This is a genomic window from Streptomyces sp. NPDC005266, from assembly GCF_040607655.1.
GTDB lineage: Bacteria > Actinomycetota > Actinomycetes > Streptomycetales > Streptomycetaceae > Streptomyces.
The window spans coordinates 479,739-499,427 of sequence record NZ_JBEXHC010000004.1 but is presented as its reverse complement, the minus strand read 5'-3'; the positions used below and the strand labels follow the sequence as shown (position 1 = coordinate 499,427).

Annotated in this window: 16 protein-coding genes; 10 read left to right on the top strand and 6 right to left on the bottom strand. The window is 70.4% G+C overall.

Annotation, left to right across the window (positions count from 1 at the left end; all coding sequences use genetic code 11):
* The first annotated feature begins 293 nt into the window (after positions 1-293).
* From ABZU99_RS11120 to ABZU99_RS11100, 5 genes are all read left to right on the top strand, one after another.
* Positions 294-1,088, top strand: a complete 795-nt coding sequence (locus ABZU99_RS11120) for an ABC transporter substrate-binding protein (RefSeq protein WP_356049233.1) — start codon at positions 294-296, stop codon at positions 1,086-1,088.
* An 81-nt stretch (positions 1,089-1,169) separates the two neighbouring features.
* A complete protein-coding gene (locus tag ABZU99_RS11115) occupies positions 1,170-1,955 on the top strand; it encodes an amino acid ABC transporter permease (RefSeq protein ID WP_355948414.1) in 786 nt (261 codons plus the stop codon).
* A gap of 5 nt (positions 1,956-1,960) precedes the next feature.
* A complete protein-coding gene (locus tag ABZU99_RS11110; RefSeq protein WP_356049235.1) occupies positions 1,961-2,788 on the top strand; it encodes an amino acid ABC transporter ATP-binding protein in 828 nt (275 codons plus the stop codon).
* Between the two features lie 129 nt (positions 2,789-2,917).
* Positions 2,918-3,886: an acetylxylan esterase gene (locus ABZU99_RS11105; protein WP_355948408.1), complete on the top strand. Its 969-nt coding sequence runs from the start codon at positions 2,918-2,920 to the stop codon at positions 3,884-3,886.
* A 76-nt stretch (positions 3,887-3,962) separates the two neighbouring features.
* Complete coding sequence (locus tag ABZU99_RS11100) at positions 3,963-5,102, top strand: CaiB/BaiF CoA-transferase family protein (RefSeq protein ID WP_356049237.1); 1,140 nt, start codon at positions 3,963-3,965, stop codon at positions 5,100-5,102.
* Positions 5,103-5,123: 21 nt separating this feature from the next.
* Here the strand turns inward: ABZU99_RS11100 and ABZU99_RS11095 are convergent, their stop codons facing one another.
* Positions 5,124-6,941 carry an ABC transporter ATP-binding protein gene (locus tag ABZU99_RS11095; RefSeq protein WP_355948403.1) on the bottom strand — a complete coding sequence of 606 codons (1,818 nt, stop codon included), beginning with the start codon at positions 6,939-6,941 and terminating at the stop codon, positions 5,124-5,126.
* 128 nt (positions 6,942-7,069) lie between these two features.
* On the opposite strand from ABZU99_RS11095, the gene ABZU99_RS11090 reads away from it, so the two are divergent.
* The gene (locus ABZU99_RS11090; protein WP_355948400.1) at positions 7,070-7,510 is read left to right on the top strand and encodes a MarR family transcriptional regulator; all 441 of its coding nucleotides are present in this window, start codon (positions 7,070-7,072) and stop codon (positions 7,508-7,510) included.
* Between the two features lie 33 nt (positions 7,511-7,543).
* Here ABZU99_RS11090 and ABZU99_RS11085 read toward each other — a convergent pair whose 3' ends face one another.
* Complete coding sequence (locus ABZU99_RS11085) at positions 7,544-8,941, bottom strand: alpha-amylase family protein (RefSeq protein ID WP_355948398.1); 1,398 nt, start codon at positions 8,939-8,941, stop codon at positions 7,544-7,546.
* A 199-nt stretch (positions 8,942-9,140) separates the two neighbouring features.
* The gene (locus ABZU99_RS11080; protein WP_355948395.1) at positions 9,141-9,875 is read right to left on the bottom strand and encodes a L,D-transpeptidase family protein; all 735 of its coding nucleotides are present in this window, start codon (positions 9,873-9,875) and stop codon (positions 9,141-9,143) included.
* Positions 9,876-10,036: 161 nt separating this feature from the next.
* Here ABZU99_RS11080 and ABZU99_RS11075 point away from each other — a divergent pair, with 161 nt between their 5' ends.
* Positions 10,037-11,959, top strand: coding sequence for an ABC transporter ATP-binding protein (locus ABZU99_RS11075; RefSeq protein WP_356049240.1), 1,923 nt, complete (start codon positions 10,037-10,039; stop codon positions 11,957-11,959).
* Positions 11,956-13,737, top strand: coding sequence for an ABC transporter ATP-binding protein (locus ABZU99_RS11070; RefSeq protein ID WP_356049242.1), 1,782 nt, complete (start codon positions 11,956-11,958; stop codon positions 13,735-13,737). Before ABZU99_RS11075 ends, ABZU99_RS11070 begins: the two co-directional genes overlap by 4 nt.
* A gap of 65 nt (positions 13,738-13,802) precedes the next feature.
* Here the strand turns inward: ABZU99_RS11070 and ABZU99_RS11065 are convergent, their stop codons facing one another.
* Complete coding sequence (locus ABZU99_RS11065; protein WP_356049244.1) at positions 13,803-14,594, bottom strand: metal-dependent hydrolase; 792 nt, start codon at positions 14,592-14,594, stop codon at positions 13,803-13,805.
* Positions 14,595-14,670: 76 nt separating this feature from the next.
* Between ABZU99_RS11065 and ABZU99_RS11060 the strand changes: the two genes are divergently transcribed.
* Positions 14,671-17,244, top strand: a complete 2,574-nt coding sequence (locus tag ABZU99_RS11060; protein WP_356049246.1) for a DUF3516 domain-containing protein — start codon at positions 14,671-14,673, stop codon at positions 17,242-17,244.
* Positions 17,245-17,296: 52 nt separating this feature from the next.
* The gene (locus tag ABZU99_RS11055) at positions 17,297-18,190 is read left to right on the top strand and encodes an acyl-CoA thioesterase II (RefSeq protein WP_355948382.1); all 894 of its coding nucleotides are present in this window, start codon (positions 17,297-17,299) and stop codon (positions 18,188-18,190) included.
* A 24-nt stretch (positions 18,191-18,214) separates the two neighbouring features.
* Here the strand turns inward: ABZU99_RS11055 and ABZU99_RS11050 are convergent, their stop codons facing one another.
* A complete protein-coding gene (locus ABZU99_RS11050; protein ID WP_356049248.1) occupies positions 18,215-19,123 on the bottom strand; it encodes a DUF6397 family protein in 909 nt (302 codons plus the stop codon).
* Between the two features lie 99 nt (positions 19,124-19,222).
* A complete protein-coding gene (locus ABZU99_RS11045; RefSeq protein ID WP_356049250.1) occupies positions 19,223-19,627 on the bottom strand; it encodes a roadblock/LC7 domain-containing protein in 405 nt (134 codons plus the stop codon).
* Positions 19,628-19,689 lie beyond the last annotated feature (62 nt).

Sequence of the window (19,689 nt, the reverse complement as noted above, 5' to 3'; positions counted from 1 at the left end):
CCGGGCCCACCGCGCGCACCCGGATGCTGATCGCGCGCCGGCGGCGCGGCGCCCCTGAGCCGCAGCCCGGCCCTGGCGGGCGGACGAACCACCGCCCGGCTGGTTCTGGAGCAAGCGCCGCAGGTGGCGACGGCGGCGCTGAGGCGTGTCCGCGGCTCTCCTTACGGCGTCGCCGTTATGCGCTCGCAACGCACTCGGCGGGGTCGGCGCGGGGCAGTGGATGGCAGGATGCGGCCCGGCTCACTGATCATGTGATCCGAGAGGCCGACCGCCGACCATGCCCCGGAGGTGCCGTGTTCGCTCGCTCCGCGTTGCCCGTCATAGCCGTTGCCGCCACCGTCACCCTGCTGGCCGGGTGTACCAGTACCGCGTCGCAGGGCTCCAGCGGCTCGGACATCAGTCTGGTGAAGTCCGGGAAGCTGACGACCTGTACCCATCTCCCCTATCCGCCCTTCCAGTCCAGGCAGGGCAAGAAGATCGTCGGCTTCGACGTGGATCTCGTGGATCTCGTCGCCTCGGCCCTGGATGTGAAGCAGGAGATCGTGGACACGCCCTTCGAGGGCATCCAGTCCGGTGAGGACCTCAACGCCAACCAGTGCGATGTGGCCGCCGCCGGAATGACGATCAATGAGGTGCGTGAGAAGAACCTGGACTTCTCCGACCCCTATTTCGAGGCCACCCAGGCGCTGCTCACCAAGAAGGGCGCGTCCTACAAGGCTCTTGGCGATCTCAAGGGCAAGAAGCTCGCGGTCCAGCAGGGAACCACCGGTGAGCAGTACGCCCAGCGGCACGCCAAGGGCGCCAAGCTGGTCCAGTTCGAGGATCTCGCCCTGCTGCTGACCGCCGTCAAGACGGGCCAGGTCGACGCGGGCATCGATGACAACGGTGTGCTCTACGACTACGTCAAGGACAACCCCGACACCGAGGTGACGGCCGAGTTCAACACCGGTGAGCGGTACGGCATCGCCGTGCGCACCGGCAATGACGCCCTGCGCAAGAAGGTCAACAAGGTGCTGGGGGACGCCCGGGCGGACGGCCGCTACGACCGGATCTACCGGAAGTGGTTCGGCACCGCGCCCAAGAAGTGACGCCCGCAGACGCCATCGGGAGCCGCAGACCGCGATCGCGGAGCTGCGGACCGCCATCGGAGCTGAGGAGTCCGCACAGTTATGGCAATGACCCGTCGGCAGCGGACACGGGCAGTGCGGGCGGTGCAGTACGCGCTGCTCGTCGCCGTGCTGCTCGCCATCGTCCTGGCCGCGGACTGGGGTGAGCTGCGGCGTGCGTTCTTCGACGTCGAGGTCGCCCGGTCCCTGTTCCCCGACATCATCACCACCGCCCTGGTCAACACCGTCGTCTACACCCTGCTCGGGTTCGGGTTCGGGCTCGTCCTCGGGCTCGTGCTGGCCCTGATGCGGCTGTCGCGGGTGCCGCCGTACCGCTGGCTGTCGGTCGCCTATATCGAGTTCTTCCGCGGCGTTCCCGCGCTGCTGGTCTTCATCGCGCTGGGATTCGGGGTGCCGCTCGCCTTCCAGGTCGCGCTGGACCGCTATGTCACGGTCATGCTGGCTCTCGGCCTGGTCGGCGCCGCCTATATCGCGGAGACGATGCGCGCGGGCATCCAGGCGGTGCCCAAGGGGCAGATGGAGGCGGCGCGTTCGCTGGGCATGTCGCACAGCCGGGCAATGGTCTCGATCATCATCCCCCAGGCGTTCCGGATCGTCCTGCCGCCGCTGACCAATGAGCTGATCCTGCTCACCAAGGACTCGTCCCTGGTCTATCTGCTCGGACTCTCCCTTGACCAGTACGAACTGTCCAAGTTCGGCCGGGACGCGCTCAATCAGCACCGCAGCCTCACCCCGATCCTGGTCGCCGGGGTGTGCTATCTGGTCATCACCGTTCCGCTGGGCCATGTGGTCCGGCGGCTCGAGGCCCGTACGGCGAAAGCGAGGTGAGCAGCGTGCGGAAGACGGCAGAGGCGGGCGACCCGGACAACATCGCCATCCGGGTCGAGGGGCTGTGCAAGTCCTTCGGCGAGCTCGAGGTGCTCAAAGGCATCGATCTGACGGTCCGGCGGGGCGAGGTGGTCTGTGTCATCGGGCCGTCGGGATCCGGCAAGTCGACACTGCTGCGCTGTGTGAATCTCCTGGAAGAGCCCACGTCGGGATCGGTCACCGTGGCCGGAGCCGAGGTCACCGACCCGGAGGTGGACATCGACCGGGTGCGGCGGCGGATCGGCATGGTGTTCCAGGCGTTCAATCTCTTTCCGCACCTGACGGCGCTGGAGAACCTGACCATCGCGCAGCGACGGGTGCTGGGCCGCGACAAGGCCGAGGCGCTGCGCGTCGCCCGGGACAACCTGGGGCGGGTCGGCCTGAGCGACAAGGAATCCGCCTATCCGGCGCGGCTTTCGGGGGGCCAGCAGCAGCGGGTGGCCATCGCCCGGGCGCTGTCGATGGACCCGGAGCTGATGCTCTTCGACGAGCCGACCTCGGCCCTCGATCCGGAGCTGGTGGGGGATGTGCTCGCCGTCATGCGCGCGCTGGCCGACGAGGGCATGACCATGCTCGTGGTCACGCATGAGATGAGCTTCGCCCGGGAGGTCGCCGATCGGGTCGTCTTCATGGACGACGGGGTGATCGTGGAGGAGGGCGGCCCGGAGCAGGTCGTCGCCGATCCGCGCCACCCCCGTACCCGGGCGTTCCTCACCCGCGTGCTGGACCCGGCCGCGGCTCGGGTCGGCGAGGTGCCGGACGCCGGCCCGCACGACGCCCGTATCGACCGCTGAAGGCGGCAACCTCATCGTCCGCTCCCGTGCCGCTTCCCCGCCCCTGCCGCATCTTGACCGGGAAGTCGAACACTGGTCGGATCCGAACGAGCCGCATCACGCATCGATCGCTACGGAGGTCCTCCCGCCGTGTTCATCGACCTGCCCCTGGACCAGCTGCGTACGTATCAGCCGCCGCTGCCCGAGCCCGACGGCTTCGATGCCTTCTGGCAGCGCACCCTCACCGAAGCCCGCACGCTGGATCTGGACGCCGTGTTCACCGGGACCGACGCGGGTCTGACCCGTCTGCACACCTATGACGTGGAGTTCTCCGGCTTCGGCGGGCACCGGATACGCGGCTGGCTGCTGGCCCCGCGCGACGCGGCGGGACCGCTGCCGTGTGTGGTGCAGTACATCAGCTACAACGGCGGGCGGGGACTGCCGCACAATTGGCTGCTGTGGCCCTCGGTCGGCTATGCGGTCTTCGTCATGGACACCCGCGGCCAGGGGTGGGCCCAGCACTCCCCCGGCGCCACCCCCGACCCGGCGGGCGGCACCGGGCCCGAGGCGCCCGGCATGATGACCAAGGGGATTCTGTCCCCGGACGACTACTACTACCGCCGGCTCTACACCGACGCGGTGCGCGCGGTCGAGGCCGCCCGTGAGCATCCGCTGGTCGACCCCGCGCGGATCGTGGTCAGCGGGGGCAGCCAGGGCGGCGGAATGGCCCTGGCGGCGGCCGGACTGGTGCCGGATCTGACGGCGGCGCTGGTGGATGTGCCGTTCATGACGCACATCCGCCGCGCGCTCGAGATCACCGACGAGGATCCCTACGGTGAAGTGGCCCGGTTCTGTGCCGGTCAGCGCCATCTGGCCGAGCAGGTGCTCACCACCCTCGACCACTTCGACGGCCTCAACTTCGCGGTCCGGGCGAACGCGCCCGCGCTCTTCTCGACTGCCCTGCGCGACGAGATCACCCCCACCTCCTGCGGTTTCGCCGCCTACCACCACTACGCGGGCGAGAAGGACCTCAAAGTGTGGTCCTTCAACGGCCATGAGGGCGGGGGCACCCATCAGCAGGCGGAGCAGATCTCCTTCCTGCACAAGCTTCTCGGCTGAGCCCGGGGACGTGAGGGCGTTCGGCGGCCGAGTGCCGCGGGGAAAGACAGGGGCTACGCGCTTGGAAGGAGTCTTCGTGTCCGCACAGCCCCTGGACGGCATCACTGTCGTCGCCCTTGAGCAGGCCGTCGCCGCCCCGTACGCCACCCGCCAGCTCGCCGATCTCGGAGCCCGTGTGCTCAAGGTGGAGCGGCCGGGGCGCGGCGACTTCGCCCGCGACTACGACCGCCAGGTGAAGGGGGCGTCGGCGTACTTCATCTGGATCAACCGGGGGAAGGAGAGCGTCGTCCTCGATATCAAGGAGGGCGCCGACCGGGCCCTGCTCGACAAGCTGCTCGCCCGCGCCGATGTCTTTGTGCACAATCTCGCGCCCGGGGCCGTGGACCGGCTCGGCCTGGGGGCGCGGACGCTGCGGGCCTGCCATCCGCGCCTGATCACCTGCGCCATCTCCGGGTACGGCGACAGCGGGCCGTACCGCGACAAGAAGGCGTACGACCTGCTCATCCAGTGCGAGGCGGGACTGCTGTCGATCACCGGCAGCCCGGAGGCCCCGGCCCGACCCGGGATCTCGGTCGCCGATATCGCGGGCGGGATGTACGCCTACACCGGCATTCTCACCGCGCTGTACGAGCGGGAGCGCACCGGTGTGGGAACGGACCTGAGCGTCAGCCTGCTCGACGCACTCGGCGAATGGATGGGCCACCCCTACTTCGCCCAGGCGTACGGCGGGTCTCCCCTGGTGCGCAGCGGCGCCCGCCATCCGTCCATCTCCCCGTACGGGGCCTACCGCTGCGGTGACGGCGCGCAGGTCTTCCTGAGCGTGCAGAGCGATCGCGAATGGGTCGCCCTGTGCGAACGGGTGCTGGTCCGCCCGGAGCTGATCCGCGATCCGCGGTTCGCCGACAATCCGCTGCGCCGCATCCATGACGAGGAGCTGACGGCCGAGCTGGAGCAGTGTTTCACGGGGCACACCGCCGAGGGGCTGGTGACTTTGCTGGACGGGGCGGGTATCGCCAATGCCCGGCTGCGCGATATCGCGGAGTTCGCCGCCCATCCGCAGCTCGACGCGCGGGGGCGCTGGGGTGAGTTCGACTCGCCCGTGGGGGAATTGCGCGGTCTGCTGCCGCCGGTCGAGGTGGCTGGGCGGCGCGCGCCCATGCGACCGGTGCCCGGGCTCGGCGAGCACACGGAGGCGGTGCGCGCCGAGTTCGCCTGATGTCCCTCCGTGCGGGGTGCGTCATACGGCCGGGGCGGGCGAAAGCTGGGCGTCGCGCCGCACCAGCGCGGCGTAGCGCCCGCCCTGTGCCAGCAGCTCCTCGTGTGTCCCCCGTTCGGCGACCTTGCCGCCGTCGAGGACGACGATCTGGTCGGCGTCGCGCACGGTGGAGAGCCGATGGGCGATGGTGATGGTGGTGCGGCCGGCCGAGAGGGCGTCGATGGCTTGCTGTACGGCCTGTTCAGTGCGGGTGTCCAGGGCGCTGGTGGCCTCGTCCAGGATGAGGACGGGCGGGTCGCGCAGAATCGTGCGGGCTATGGCGAGCCGCTGCTTCTCACCGCCGGAGAAGCGGTAGCCCCGCTCGCCCACCAGGGTGTCGTAGCCGTCCGGGAGGGAGGCGATGTGGTCGTGGATCTGGGCGGCCTCGGCTGCCGCCACGATCTCCTCGTGGGTCGCTTCGGGCTTGGCGAAGCGCAGATTGTCGGCGACGGAGGCGTGGAAGAGATAGGTCTCCTGGGAGACGACGCCGACCGTGCGGGCGAGGGTGTCGAAGTCGAGGGCCCTGACGTCGACTCCGTCGATCAGCACCCGGCCGCGGGTCACATCGTAGAGCCGCGGCACCAGATAGCTGAGGGTGGTCTTGCCGGAGCCGGTCGGCCCGACGACGGCCAGACTGCCGCCCGCCGGGACCGTGAGGTCGACACCGCGCAGGGTCCCCTGGGCCGAGGTGGCTTCCTTGGGGTCGTAGTCGAAGTCGACGCCGTCGAACCGGACGTCGCCGCGCACCTTCTCCAGCCGCACCGGCTCGGCGGGCTCGGTGATGTCGATCGGCAGGTCGAGATACTCGAAGATGCGGGCGAAGAGGGCGAGGGACGTCTGCATCTGCACACCGGTGGACAGCAGGCTCACCGTGGGCCGGAACAGGCCCTGCTGAAGCGATACGAAGGCGACGAGCGTGCCGAGGGAGATTGTCGGACCACCGGCTTGGAGCGTGACTCCGGCGGCCCAGTAGATGACGGCGGGCATGGCGGCCATCACGACGCCGATGGTGGACATCCGCCAGCGCCCGGCCATATTGGAGCGAACCTCCAGGCCGACCAGGCTCTCGGACTCCCGGGCGAACTCCCGGGTGAGCGACGCGGACCGGCCCATGGTGCGGCTCAGCAGGATTCCGCTGACCGACAGGGACTCGGTGACCATCGCGGACATGGCAGCCATCTGCTTCTGACGCTGCGAGGTGATCTTCTTGCGCTCGGCGCCCACCCGGCGGCTGATCCAGACGAACAGCGGCAGCAGGACCAGCGAGACGACGGTCAGCCGCCAGTCGAGGGCGAGCATCGCGACGACGGTGGCGACGACGCTGGTGAGGTTGGAGACCAGTGAGGTCGCGGTGGAGGTGACGGTGGCCTGCATCCCGCCGATGTCATTGGCGATCCGCGACTGCACCTCGCCGGTGCGGGTGCGGGTGAAGAAGGCGAGCGGCATGCGCTGCAGCCGGTCATAGACGGCGGTGCGCAGGTCGTGCATGACACGCTGGCCGACGGTGGTGGAGATGAGGGTCTGCAGGACGCCGAAGACGCTGTTGACGAGGGCCGCGGCGATCATGCCGAGGGCGAGCAGGGTCAGCAGTCCGGTGCGGCGCTCGGGGATGGCGGTGTCGAGGACCGCGCGGAGCAGGAACGGGGAGGCGACCGAGACCAGCGCGGAGGCGGCCACCAGCAGGCCGACCAGGGCGAGGCGGCCGCGGTAGGGGCGGAAGAGGCGGAGGATGCGCCGCAGTTGGGCAGGCCGCTCCGGTTCGTCCGCGGGTGGGGTCCATGAGGGCGGGTCGTGGTGCATGGGCTCCTTCTGATGGCAGGGGCCGCCGCTGCCGAGGGTGACGGCGCGGTCGAGTCGGCGAGGACTTTCAGAGCTTAGCTCATTGTTACCTATACTCACAATGAACTTGGTCCTGATAAGATGCGATCATGCCCACGCCCGAGACATCCGGCCTTCTCGCGGAGCAACTGCTGCGCCTGACCCGCAGACTGCACCGCTCCCAGAAGCGCTATATGGAGCCCCTGGGCATCACCCCCGCCCAGTCCCGGCTGCTGCGTACCGTCGCGCACGGCGAGCAGCCGCCGCGGATGGCGGATCTGGCGCAGCGGCTCGAGGTGGTTCCGCGCGCCGTGACGACACTGGTGGACGCGCTCGAGGCGCACGGGTCGGTCCGTCGCGTCCCGGACCCGACGAACCGTCGCGTGGTCAGGGTTGAACTCACGGACGCGGGGCGCGCGACGCTGCGCGCGCTGCGCGACGCGCGCCGGTCCGCCGCGGAGGACATCCTGGCGCCGCTCAGCGAGCAGCAGCGCGAGGTGCTCGGCGAGCTACTGGACACCCTCTCCGGCGCTCCCGGCCACCACTGCTGAACGACGGGCGCGGCGGCGGCCGGGAGTGGGGTGTCAGCGCCTGGCGCCGATGTGCAGCGCGAGCGCGCTCCTGGCCGGCAGGGTGATCCGCACCGTTCCCCCGTCCCCGACCGTCACGGTGTTGCCGTCGCAGTCGCCCGGGGACGCCTTGGCGACATCGCAGTAGGTGCCGGCGGGCAGGGACGTGGTGAGGGTCTCGCGCAGCTCGCCGTCACCGTTGTTGATGGCGACGAACCCCTTGTCGCCACGGCTGAAGGCGATGGCGCTGCCGCCGTTGTCCCACCAGCCGGTCTGCTCCGTCCCGGCGACCTGGTTGTGGAAGCCGACCATGCCGGTGATCTCCGGCTTGGCGTGGGTGCAGGTCCAGCCGCTCCCCGCGCCGCAGCCGGCCGCGCCACCGCTGGGCGGGCCCGCGTCCTTCTCGCTCCACTCATAGCCGGAGTACACATTCGGCGCGCCGTAGGACGAGGCGAGCATGAAGACGTTGGCGAGGGTGTAGGACGCGCCGTCCTTGTAGGTGAGCGTCGACCCGTTCCGTTCGGTGTCCCAGTTGTCGACGAAGGTACGGGCCTTGTCGCCGCCCAGCTTGCCGTCGGCCACCGACTTCAGTTGGGCGATGTTCCCGCCCTGGAAAGCGCGCTTGAGGTGGGTGCCGTAGCGGAACTCGTCGACGTCGCCGATGCCGGTGTACTCATCGGGCGAAACGGCCTCGCCCGCCCCGGAGATGACCTCCGACACCCACATCCCCGGATCGGCCATCTTGCCCTTGAGGGCGGCCACGTCGTCCGCGGCCATGTGCTTGGCGGCGTCGACGCGGAATCCGTCGACACCGAGCGAGCGCAGATCCGTGAGGTAGTGGGCGATGGTGGAGCGGACATAGTCACTGCCGGTGTCCAGATCGGCGAGGCCGACGAGTTCGCAGTTCTGCACGTCGCCACGGTCTCCGTAGTTGCCGATGTCCTTACGGCAGCCGTGGAAGTCCTGGTTCTGATAGGTGCCCGGGTAGTCGTACTTGGTGTACGCCGTGCCGCCGGTGCCGGTGCCCGATCCGGCCGACATGTGGTTGATCACCGCGTCGGCGATGACCTTCACGCCCGCCTGGTGACATGCGCTCACCATGTTCCGGAAGGCGGCCCGGTCGCCGAGACGTCCCGCGATCTTGTAGCTGACCGGCTGGTACGAGGTCCACCACGCGTCGCCCTGGATGTGCTCGGAGGCGGGCGAGACCTCCACATAGCCATAGCCCGCAGGTCCGAGCGACTCCTTGCACGCCTGGGCGACCGCGTCGAACTTCCACTCGAACAGCGTTGCCGTGACCGTCTTGCCGCCCGGTGGTGTGGCCTGGGACGACCAGGGGGCGACGGTGGCGATGGCGGCTGCGGTGAGCAGCCCGGCCAGCGCCCCGCCCAGCAAACGGGACCAGTGTTGCATGGAACGGCTCCTTCGGCATCCGGGCACAGCGGTGCCCGCGAAGGCAGCCACGCGCCGGGCCACCCGTGGGGGGAAACGGAACTGCCGCCTCAAGGCGCGGCGGTTCCGGGGGCAGCAGCCTGCCGGGCCGGTGCTGAACACGTCAAGATTTCCCGGGAGTGATTCACACCGTCACGGTGCCGGTCAGTTCCCGGGCGGCTCAGGCGGCCAGATGCGCCTTGTCCCCCATGACCACGACCGGGTGCCGGCGGGGATCGAGGTTTTTCAGCAGATACTCCATCCCTGATTTGGACAGGCTGACGCACGCCGAGGTGCCGCTGCCGTGATCCATGTGCAGCCAGATGCTGCCGCCCTTGCTCTGCCCCTGGGGACGCGTCTGATCAAGCGGTGAGGCGCCCTTGACCCGGTTGTAGTCGATGGCGATGACGTAGTTGAAGTCCGTCCAGTGCGACTTGGGCCAGTAGTGGGGTGCCGCGAAGGCGGCGGACCTGGTGTACGGCAGCCGGGCGCCGGGGTCGGGCAGCACGCCACCCGCGTCGCTGAGCGTGTAGACGCCGACCGGGCTGCGCTTGTCGCCCTCGTGATGACTCGTCGTCCAGCCGCGCTTGCCGTTGTGCGCGGCCCAACTGCGCGTTCGCTTCCAGTTCTTGCCGTCTTTGGTGTAGAGCACGACCGTCGCGTCCGCGGAGTTCACCCCTTTGCCGTAGACCGCGACGACCTGGCGGGAATTTCCGGGGATCCTGGACTGGAGGGCATTTCCGACCTCGGGAATGCGCGTGGGGTCCGACGGCGCCTTGCTGCGCAGCGCTTGCCCGCCCTGGGCACCACCCTTGTCACCACCGCTGTCCCCTCCGCCGCCGCAGGCTGTCAGAAGGGTGAGGACAGCGGCGGCCGCAGCCGCCCCACGGATGGGCATCGTGACGGAAATTCGCATGTCCCCCATCGTCCCACCCCGGTGCGGGGAGACAGCACGCGGGATTGGCGTGTTTGGTACCGCTCCCGGAAAAGCAGTTGAACTTTCCGTCCACGGGGCGTCAACCTTTCACGTCTCCGACCGGCCCTCCTCTCCGCCACCCGCCCGAGCCCTGGGACGTCATGCACATTCGCGATCTTCCGTACCCCGACCCCGGCCGGCCCGACGTACGGTCAGGTCCCCGGTTTCTGTTCTGGCTGGGCAGGAATCAGCTGGGCGGGCAGATGAAGGCCACTCTGTGGGGCCTGGTGCACATGGGTGCCCTGGTGTCCTTCCCCATCGCCATCGGCTTCGGGGTGCAGGCAGTGGTGGACCGCTCCGGCTCCCGGCTGGCGCTGGCCGGAGCCCTGATGGTGGGGCTCACCGTGCTCACCGCGCTCGGGGACGCCATGCTCCACCGTGCGGCGGTCACCAACTGGATCACGGCGGCGGCGCGGGTGCAGCAGCTGCTGGCCCGCAAGACGGTCGAGCTGGGGTCGGCGCTCACCCGGCGGGTCGCGGCGGGCGAGGTCGTCGCCGTCTCCACCGGCGATGTGGAGAAGATCGGCTGGTTTGTGGAGGCGCTGTCCCGCTTCACCGCGGCGGCGATCACCGCCGTCGGGGTGTGCGTCGCGCTGGTGATCTACCAGCCGGCGCTGGGAACGGTGGTCGCGGTCGGCGTGCCGGCGCTGGCCCTGGCCGTGCTGCCGCTGCTGCCGCGCGCGGCGCGCCGGGCCGAGGAGCAGCGGGAGAAGGCCGGGCGCGCGACCGAGCTGGCCTCGGACACCGTGGCCGGGCTGCGGGTGCTGCGCGGCATCGGCGGCGAGGAGCTGTTTCTCAGCCGCTATCGGCGGGCGTCACAGGAGGTACGGGTCGCGGCGGTGCGCAGCGCGCGGATGTGGTCGCTGATCGCGGCCGTACAGGTGGCGCTGCCGGGGCTGCTGCTGATCGGGGTCGTCTGGTACGGGGCGGAGCTGGCCCGGGACGGGCGGATCGCGGTGGGCGAGCTGGTCACCGTGTACAGCGCGGTCACCTTCCTGCTCTACCCCTTGAGGCACGTCGAGGAGATCGCGATGGCCTACTCCTTCTCCCGGCCCTCCGCTCGGCGCGCGGCGCATGTGCTGGCGCTGCCGCGCTCCTCGCCGGGGAGCGGGGACGTGCCCGACGTGAGGGGCGACGACGGACGCGGGGCAGGGCACCGGGACGGGGAGCGGCTCGGCGGCGATCTGTACGACCCGGCGAGCGGGATGCTCGCGCCGAGCGGGCAGCTGACCGCGGTGGTCTGCGGCGACCCGGACGCGGCGGGGCGGCTGGCGGACCGGCTCGGCGGCCAGCCCGCCGAGCCAGGGGCAGCGGCCGGGGACGGTGGCGGGACGCCGTCGGCCCTGCTGGGCGGGGTCGCTCTGGACGAGGTGCCGCTGGCCGCCGCGCGCCGCGCGGTGCTGGTGCAGGACAAGGATCCGGTGCTGTTGTCGGGGACGCTCGCCGAGCTGCTCGATGTGCCGAGGTCGGGCGAGGTCTCGGCGCGGGAGGCGCTGGAGGCGGCCCAGTGCGGCGATGTGCTGGCCGCCCTGGCCGACGCGTCGACGGAGGACGAGCCCGGCGAGGCGGACCCCCTGCGCGCCCGGATCACCGAGCGGGGCCGCTCGCTGTCGGGCGGCCAGCGGCAGCGACTGGCACTGGCCCGCTCGCTGGTGACCGACCCGGAGGTGCTGGTGCTCGACGAGCCGACATCCGCCGTCGACTCGCACACCGAGACACGGATCGCGGAGGGCGTGCGGCGGCTGCGGTCCGGGCGGACGACCGTGGTCCTCACCTCCAGCCCGCTGCTGCTGGACGGGGCCGACCGTGTGGTGTTCGTGCACGACGGCGAGGCGGCGGGGGTGGGGACGCATCGCGAGCTGCTGGGCACCGACCCGGCGTATCGCGCGGTCGTCACGCGGAAGACGGATGCCGAGACCGGCCGCCGCACGGCCGGGCACGGCACCGGAGCAGCGGACGGCACGGGCCTTGCAGATCTTGAGGACATCGAACGGATCGAAGAGCAGATCGAGGAGTCGGCATGATCGGCGTGGCGCCACCCGCCTATGACCCGGCAGCACCGGAGTCGGCGACGACGCTGCCGGTGGGCACGCCCATGACCGTCCGGGCCTATGTGCGCGAGTTGCTGCTGCGGCAGCGGAGGGCCTTCACCGTGCTGATGGTGGTGAACGCGACCGCCGTGATCGCCTCGATGGTCGGCCCGCAGTTGCTCGGCTGGCTGGTCGACGATCTCGCCCAGGGCAAGGAAGATCTCCCCATCGGGCGCACGGTCGCGCTGTTCGCCGTGGCGCTCGCGGTGCAGACCGTGTTCGTCCGGATGGTGCGATTGCGCGGCGCGGTGCTGGGCGAGCGGATACTGGCGGATCTGCGCGAGGACTTTCTCGTTCGCTCGGTGGGGCTGCCGCCGGGCGTGCTGGAACGCGCCGGGACCGGGGATCTGCTCTCCCGGATCACGACCGATATCGACCGGCTGGCGAACGCGATGCGCGAGGCCGTGCCGCAGCTCGCCATCGGGGTGGTGTGGACGGGGCTGCTGCTCGGCGCGCTGACCGTGAACGCGCCGCCGCTCGGTCTCGCGGTGCTGGTCGCGCTTCCGGTGCTGGTGACCGGCTGCCGCTGGTACTTCCGGCGCGCGCCGAGCGCCTATCGCTCGGAGGCGGCCGGGTACGCGGCGGTGTCCGCGTCCCTCACGGAGAGCGTGGACGCCGGGCGGACCATCGAGGCCCACCGGCTGGGCGACCGGCGGATCGCCCAGTCCGAGCTGCGTATCCGGCAGTGGACCGCCTGGGAGCGCTATACGCTCTGGCTGCGCTCCGTGCTCTTCCCCGTGATCAATGTGACCTACACGCTGATCACCGGCTCCGTGCTGATGATCGGCGGGATCTGTGTGATGCGGGGCTGGATGTCGATCGGCGAGCTGACGACCGGTGCGCTGCTGTCGCAGATGCTGGTCGAGCCGATCGGGCTGATTCTGCGCTGGTACGACGAGCTGCAGGTGGCGCAGGTGTCGCTGGCCCGGCTGGTGGGGGTGCGGGAGATCGAGGAGGGCCCCGCCGACGGCGGGGTGACGCCCGGCGGCCGGGAGGTGCGTGCCGAGGAGGTGCGGTTCGGCTACCGGGCGGGCAGCGATGTGCTGCACGGGGTGTCGATGAAGGTGCGACCGGGGACGCGACTGGCTCTGGTAGGGCCGTCGGGGGCGGGCAAGTCCACGCTGGGCCGGCTGCTCGCCGGGATCTACGCGCCCCGGACGGGCCGGGTGACCCTGGGCGGCGCGGAGCTGGCGCGAATGCCGGCCGAGCGGGTGCGCGAGCATGTCGCACTGGTCAACCAGGAACACCATGTCTTCGTGGGCTCGCTGCGGGACAATCTGCTGCTGGCCCACTCCTCGGCGCAAGATGCCGAGCTGTGGGCGGCGCTGGCCGCGGTGGACGCCGACGGCTGGGCGCGGGCGCTGGACGACGGTCTGGACACCGAGGTCGGGTCGGGCGGTCTTGCGCTCACCCCCGCGCAGGCGCAGCAGATCGCGCTGGCCCGGCTGGTGCTGGCCGACCCGCATACGCTGGTGCTGGACGAGGCCACCTCGCTGCTGGACCCGCGGGCGGCGCGCCATCTGGAGCGGTCGCTGGGCCGGGTGCTGGAGGGGCGGACGGTGATCGCCATCGCGCACCGGCTGCACGCCGCGCATGACGCCGATGTGATCGCCGTCGTCGAGGCGGGCCGGATCAGCGAGCTGGGCAGCCATGACGAACTCGTCGCGGCGGACGGTGCGTACGCGGCGCTGTGGCGCTCCTGGCATCAGTGACGTGCGTCCCCGCCGTCCCGGCTCCGGGCCCGAGCACCATCCGGGCCCGGAGCCGGTGGCAGGGATCAGATGAAGCCGAGGGCGCTGAGGCCGCCCACGCCGCCGAGCACCATGAAGACCGGCATCAGCACCTTCAGCTCCACCCAGCTGCCCGCTCGGAAGCGCATCACCTCCGGCGGCCCGATCGGGTACCAGCGCTTGCGGCCGATCGGGATGGGCCACAGGATCGGACAGCCGGAGACGGTGAGCGCGTCGCCGATGTCGTGCACCAGGGCGCCGAGCACGATCGGCAGACCGAGCCAGAGGTACTCCTGGCCCGGCGCGGTGAACAGCCAGTCCGAGCCGTTGCCCGGCTTGTGCAGCACATCGGCGAGGATCCACGCGCCGGCCGCCCCGAGCAACCACACCAGGACATCGCTGGAGACCCGCGCCGCGCGCCACAGCAGCCCCTCGACAGCCAGCACCATATGGACGAAGAGAATGCCGAGCACCGCCCAGCGGCCGCCTGCCACGGCGAGCGCCGAGGCGCCACCGCCGATCAGCACCGCCCAGACCCAGGTGTGGGTGAGGGTCCGGTGACCGCCGGTGCGGCGCGGGTCGCCCGGCTTCCTGGTGGCCTTGTAGACGGAGTACGAGATCTTGTCGATCACCTCGCACAGGCCCCTGGAAAAGGGCCCGAAGGCACGCGATATCGTCGCCGCCTTGTGGTCGAGGTCGGGGGCGAGCGCCGCTCCCGCGCAGATCAGCGCGCCGGCGACCAGCACCGGCCAGGGCATGGCATGACCGGCCGCCGCTACCCCCGCCCCCACCCCCAGCCAGGCCGCCGCCCCGGACAGCGAATGCGCCGGTCCCATCATGGTCGTACCCCGCCCCTGTTGTTGCCCGCGTTCGCGCGGGAGTTGGTTGCATCAGCGCGGCACAGCCTAACTGCGAATGATCTTCGTCTGTACGGCCGGTTCCCGCCCGGCGGGGGAAACCAGGCAGTATAGGCACGTGACTCTCATCGATCAGCTGCCGAGCGACGCCGACCCCGACGCCCTTTTCGAGTCGTTCTCGACCTGGGTCGAAGAGCGGGGCATCTCGCTTTATCCGGCCCAGGAGGAAGCGCTGATCGAGGTGGTGTCCGGGGCGAATGTGATCCTTTCCACCCCCACCGGCTCGGGCAAGAGCCTGGTGGCGGCGGGCGCCCACTTCGCCGCGCTGGCACGGGAGGAGGTCACCTTCTACACCGCGCCGATCAAGGCCCTGGTCTCGGAAAAGTTCTTCGAGCTGTGCAAGCTCTTCGGCACGGAGAACGTCGGGATGCTCACCGGGGACGCGTCGGTCAACTCCGACGCGCCCGTCATCTGCTGTACGGCCGAGGTACTGGCGTCCATCGCCCTGCGGGACGGCAAGGACGCCGATATCGGCCAGGTGGTGATGGATGAGTTCCACTTCTACGCGGAGCCGGACCGGGGCTGGGCGTGGCAGATCCCGCTGCTGGAGCTGCCCCAGGCGCAGTTCATCCTGATGTCGGCGACGCTCGGCGACGTGAGCCGGTTCGAGGAGGATCTGGCCCGGCGCACCGGGCGGCCCACCGCGGTCGTGCGGTCCGCGACCCGGCCGGTGCCGCTGAGCTACGAGTACCGCACGACGCCGCTCACCGAGACACTGACCGAGCTGCTGGAGACCCGGCAGGCGCCGGTCTACATCGTGCACTTCACCCAGGCGGCGGCGGTGGAGCGGGCCCAGGCGCTGATGAGCATCAATATGTGTACCCGCGCCGAGAAGGACGAGATCGCCGCGCTGATCGGCAACTTCCGGTTCACCACCAAGTTCGGCCGGAACCTGTCCCGTTACGTCCGGCACGGGATCGGGGTGCATCACGCGGGCATGTTGCCGAAGTACCGGCGGCTGGTGGAGAAGCTGGCGCAGGCCGGACTGCTCAAGGTCATCTGCGGTACGGACACGCTCGGCGTGGGCGTCAATGTGCCGATCCGGACCGTGCTGTTCACCGCGCTGACGAAGTACGACGGCCAGCGGGTGCGGACCCTGCGGGCGCGGGAGTTCCACCAGATCGCCGGCCGTGCCGGACGGGCCGGGTTCGACACCGCGGGCTTTGTGGTGGCTCAGGCGCCCGAGCATGTCATCGAGAACGAGAAGGCGCTCGCGAAGGCCGGGGACGATCCGAAGAAGCGCCGCAAGGTGGTCCGCAAAAAGGCGCCGGAGGGCTTCGTCAACTGGGGCCAGAACACCTTCGAGAAGCTCATCGCGTCCGAACCCGAGCCGCTCACCTCCCGGTTCCGGGTCACCCACGCGATGCTGCTGTCGGTCATCGCCCGGCCGGGCAACGCCTTCCAGGCGATGCGCCGGCTGCTGGAGGACAACCACGAGTCGCGCAAGAACCAGCTGCGCCATATCCGCCGGTCCATCGCGATCTTCCGTTCGCTGCTGGACGGCGGAATCGTGGAGCGGCTGAAGACCCCGGACGCGGAGGGCCGGGACGTCCGGCTGACCGTGGATCTGCAGCAGGACTTCGCGCTCAACCAGCCGCTGTCCACCTTCGCGCTCGCCGCGTTCGAGCTGCTGGACCCCGAATCCCCGTCCTACGCCCTGGACATGGTCTCGGTCGTAGAGTCGACGCTGGACGATCCGCGGCAGATCCTGGCGGCCCAGCAGAACAAGGCGCGCGGCGAGGCGGTCGCCGCGATGAAGGCGGACGGCGTCGAGTACGAGGAGCGCATGGAGCGGCTCCAGGACGTCTCCTACCCCAAGCCGCTGGAGGAGCTGCTCTTCCACGCCTACGGCCTCTACCGCAAGAGCCACCCCTGGGTCGGCGACCATCCGCTGTCGCCCAAGTCGGTGATCCGCGACATGTACGAGCGCGCGATGACCTTCACGGAGTTCACCTCGTTCTACGACCTCGCGCGCACCGAGGGCATCGTGCTGCGCTACCTGGCCAGTGCCTACAAGACGCTGGACCACACCGTGCCGGACGATCTGAAGTCCGATGACTTCGAGGACATCATCGCCTGGCTCGGCGAGATGGTGCGGCAGGTCGACTCCAGCCTCCTCGACGAGTGGGAGCAGCTCGCCAATCCGGAGGAGGAGTCGGCGGAGGAGGCGCAGGAGCGCGCCGACCAGGTCAGGCCGGTCACCGCGAACGCCCGCGCGTTCCGGGTGCTGGTGCGCAACGCGATGTTCCGCCGGGTCGAACTGGCCGCGCTCGACAAGGTCGCGGAACTGGGCGAGTTGGACGCGGACGCCGGCTGGGACGAGGACGCCTGGGCGGAGGCCATGGACGCGTACTGGGAGGAGTACGACGAGCTCGGCACCGGACCGCAGGCGCGGGGACCGAAGTTGCTGCGGATCGAGGAGGAGCCGGAGCACGGGCTGTGGCGGGTGCGGCAGACCTTCGACGATCCGAACGGCGACCATGACTGGGGCATCTCGGCCGAGGTCGATCTCGCCGCCTCCGACGAGGAGGGCCGGGCGGTGGTCCGGATCACCGACGTGGGTCAGTTGTAGCCTCCTGAAGGTGGTCCGTGTCGCGGGCCCTCGCACCGAAGGAGCGCCACCGATGACAAATCCCGCCGAGCGCCTGGTCGATCTGCTCGATCTGGAACGGATCGAGCTGGACATCTTCCGCGGCCGCAGCCCCGACGAGTCGCTGCAGCGGGTGTTCGGCGGGCAGGTGGCGGGGCAAGCACTGGTGGCCGCCGGGCGGACGACCGACGGGCAGCGCCCGGTGCACTCGTTGCACGCGTATTTTCTGCGGCCGGGGCGGCCCGGCGTGCCCATCGTGTACCAGGTGGAGCGCGTCCGGGACGGGCGCTCCTTCACCACCCGCCGGGTCGTCGCCATCCAGCAGGGTCGTACGATCTTCAATCTGACGGCCTCCTTCCATCATCCGGAATTGGGCGGCATCGAACAGCAGCTGCCGATGCCCGAGGTGCCTGGCCCCGAGAGCCTGCCGCGCCTCGCCGATGAGGTCCGCGCCCATCTGGGGGCGCTCCCCGAGGCATTCGCGAGGATGGAGCGCCGGCAGCCCTTCGACATCCGGTATGTCGAGCGGCTGCGCTGGACGGACGAGGAGCTCAAGGGTGCGGAGCCGCGCAGCGCCGTATGGATGCGCGCGGTCGGACCGCTCGGCGACGATCCGCTGGTGCACACCTGCGCGCTCACGTATGCGAGCGACATGATGCTGCTGGACGCGGTGCGCATGCCCGTCGAACCGCTGTGGGGCCCACGGGGCTTCGACATGGCCTCGCTGGATCACGCGATGTGGTTCCACCGGCCCTTCCGTACCGATGAGTGGTTTCTCTACGATCAGGAGTCGCCCGTGGCGACCGGTGGCCGGGGCCTGGCACGCGGCCGGATCTACGACCGCGAGGGCCGGCTTTTGGTCTCGGTGGTGCAAGAGGGGTTGTTCCGTCGGCTGCCACCCGCCGAGGGATCCGCTGAGAGCGGCTGAGCCCGCGGTGACGGTCGGCCTGGTTCAGCGCCTGCCGACCAGCTTGTGCCACAGGCTCCGCGGGCGGGCCGGGGGCCGGGTGCGGCCACTGTGCGGCGGCACCACCGCGGCGTCGGGCCGCGGCGCGGGCCGGGACCGGCGGGCGTCCCGCACAGCGGAGGCGAGAGCGACCCGATAGCGCACGATCTCCCGCGGGTCGTCGGCCGTCAGCACCTTGTCGACGACCTCCCGGGCCGCCGCGGCCGTAGGACGCACGGGGAGGAGCGCGGGGCGGAGCTCGCGCACATAGGCCCGCTCGTGAGGATCGTCGACGGCCGATGCCAGCTCGATGGAGCCCAGCACCGCGGCCAGTGCCCCGGCCCGCTCCCAGGGGTCCCGGGCCCGGGCGAGTAGCTGATCGACTCGCCGGGCCCGCCATTTCGCCGCCCGCGCGTCCTCCCCCGCGGCCAGCGTCGCGCTCAGCCCCGGCGGAGTGCGCCCGATCAGCGACTCCGGCTGCCGGGCGGCCAACTCGGCCAGGTCGGCCGCCAGATAGAGCCATACGACGACCCGGTACCGATTGACATAGAACCGGACCGGGGCGAAAAAGCCGCCCCGCGCAAGACGGGTGAACCGCCCCTGACTGATGCCCAGCAACTCGGCTCCCTCCGCCGTGCCGACCACGCGGAGCCTTGCGTGAAGCGCCTCCGGGAAGCCCTCGGCGGCAGTCACCCGCGCCAGCTCCTCGCGCGCCACCCGGCGGCCGGTTCCGGTGCCGGTGCCGGTTCCGGTGCCGGTGGAGACGGTGCGCACCTCGCCCAGCTGCATGGCCAGCTCCAGCTCAAGCGGTTTGAGGCCCAGCGCCCGGGTCGCCGTGCTGAACGCGACGCTCTCCCCCGGGCCGCCCGGCTTCCCCTCCCCGGCCTGCAGCTCCCGATGCGCTCGCACTGCCATGACGATGTCCTCCCCCGCGATGTATCAATCACTGACAGTGACGACGATAGCCGCGAGGCACGACGGTCCATCAGGCCTGTGGATAACTCCGGCTCGGCCTCAGCGTGGCGCGCCGCTCTCCTGCCTGGCCTCGACTCCCAGATGCTCCCCCACCCGGTTGACCAGCAGCGCCATTTCGTAGGCGACCTGCCCCACATCGGCCTCCGGGCCACTGAGCACACACAGGCAGCTGCCGTCACCCGCCGCCGTGACGAAGAGGACGCCCTCCTCGAATTCGACCATCGTCTGCCGCACCCGGCCCGTCCGGAAGTGGTGCCCGGACCCCTTGGCGAGGCTGTGCAGTCCGGAGGCGACCGCGGCCAAGTGCTCGGCGTCCTCACGCTCGAGCGAGGTGCTGGCCCCCGTCACCAGCCCGTCGGTCGACAACACCAGGGCATGCCGTATCTGCGCGATCCGCTCGGTCAGGTCGTCCAGTAACCAGTCGAGCCCCTTGCTCAGTGCCATTCGGTTCCTCCCCGATTCCCCTTCAGCTGCGTGCAAGCCTTTCTCACTGCCGCCGTCTGGGC

Bases quoted from the DNA above. Each gene is read 5' to 3' on its own strand.
- ABZU99_RS11085 (WP_355948398.1), bottom strand. From the start codon at position 8,941: ATGCAACACTGGTCCCGTTTGCTGGGCGGGGCGCTGGCCGGGCTGCTC.
- ABZU99_RS11115 (WP_355948414.1), top strand. From the start codon at position 1,170: ATGGCAATGACCCGTCGGCAGCGGACACGGGCAGTGCGGGCGGTGCAG.
- ABZU99_RS11050 (WP_356049248.1), bottom strand. From the start codon at position 19,123: ATGGCAGTGCGAGCGCATCGGGAGCTGCAGGCCGGGGAGGGGAAGCCG.
- ABZU99_RS11075 (WP_356049240.1), top strand. From the start codon at position 10,037: ATGCACATTCGCGATCTTCCGTACCCCGACCCCGGCCGGCCCGACGTA.
- ABZU99_RS11080 (WP_355948395.1), bottom strand. From the start codon at position 9,875: ATGCGAATTTCCGTCACGATGCCCATCCGTGGGGCGGCTGCGGCCGCC.
- ABZU99_RS11090 (WP_355948400.1), top strand. From the start codon at position 7,070: ATGCCCACGCCCGAGACATCCGGCCTTCTCGCGGAGCAACTGCTGCGC.
- ABZU99_RS11065 (WP_356049244.1), bottom strand. From the start codon at position 14,594: ATGATGGGACCGGCGCATTCGCTGTCCGGGGCGGCGGCCTGGCTGGGG.
- ABZU99_RS11095 (WP_355948403.1), bottom strand. From the start codon at position 6,941: ATGCACCACGACCCGCCCTCATGGACCCCACCCGCGGACGAACCGGAG.
- ABZU99_RS11045 (WP_356049250.1), bottom strand. From the start codon at position 19,627: ATGGCACTGAGCAAGGGGCTCGACTGGTTACTGGACGACCTGACCGAG.
- ABZU99_RS11070 (WP_356049242.1), top strand. From the start codon at position 11,956: ATGATCGGCGTGGCGCCACCCGCCTATGACCCGGCAGCACCGGAGTCG.
- ABZU99_RS11055 (WP_355948382.1), top strand. From the start codon at position 17,297: ATGACAAATCCCGCCGAGCGCCTGGTCGATCTGCTCGATCTGGAACGG.
- ABZU99_RS11060 (WP_356049246.1), top strand. From the start codon at position 14,671: ATGATCTTCGTCTGTACGGCCGGTTCCCGCCCGGCGGGGGAAACCAGG.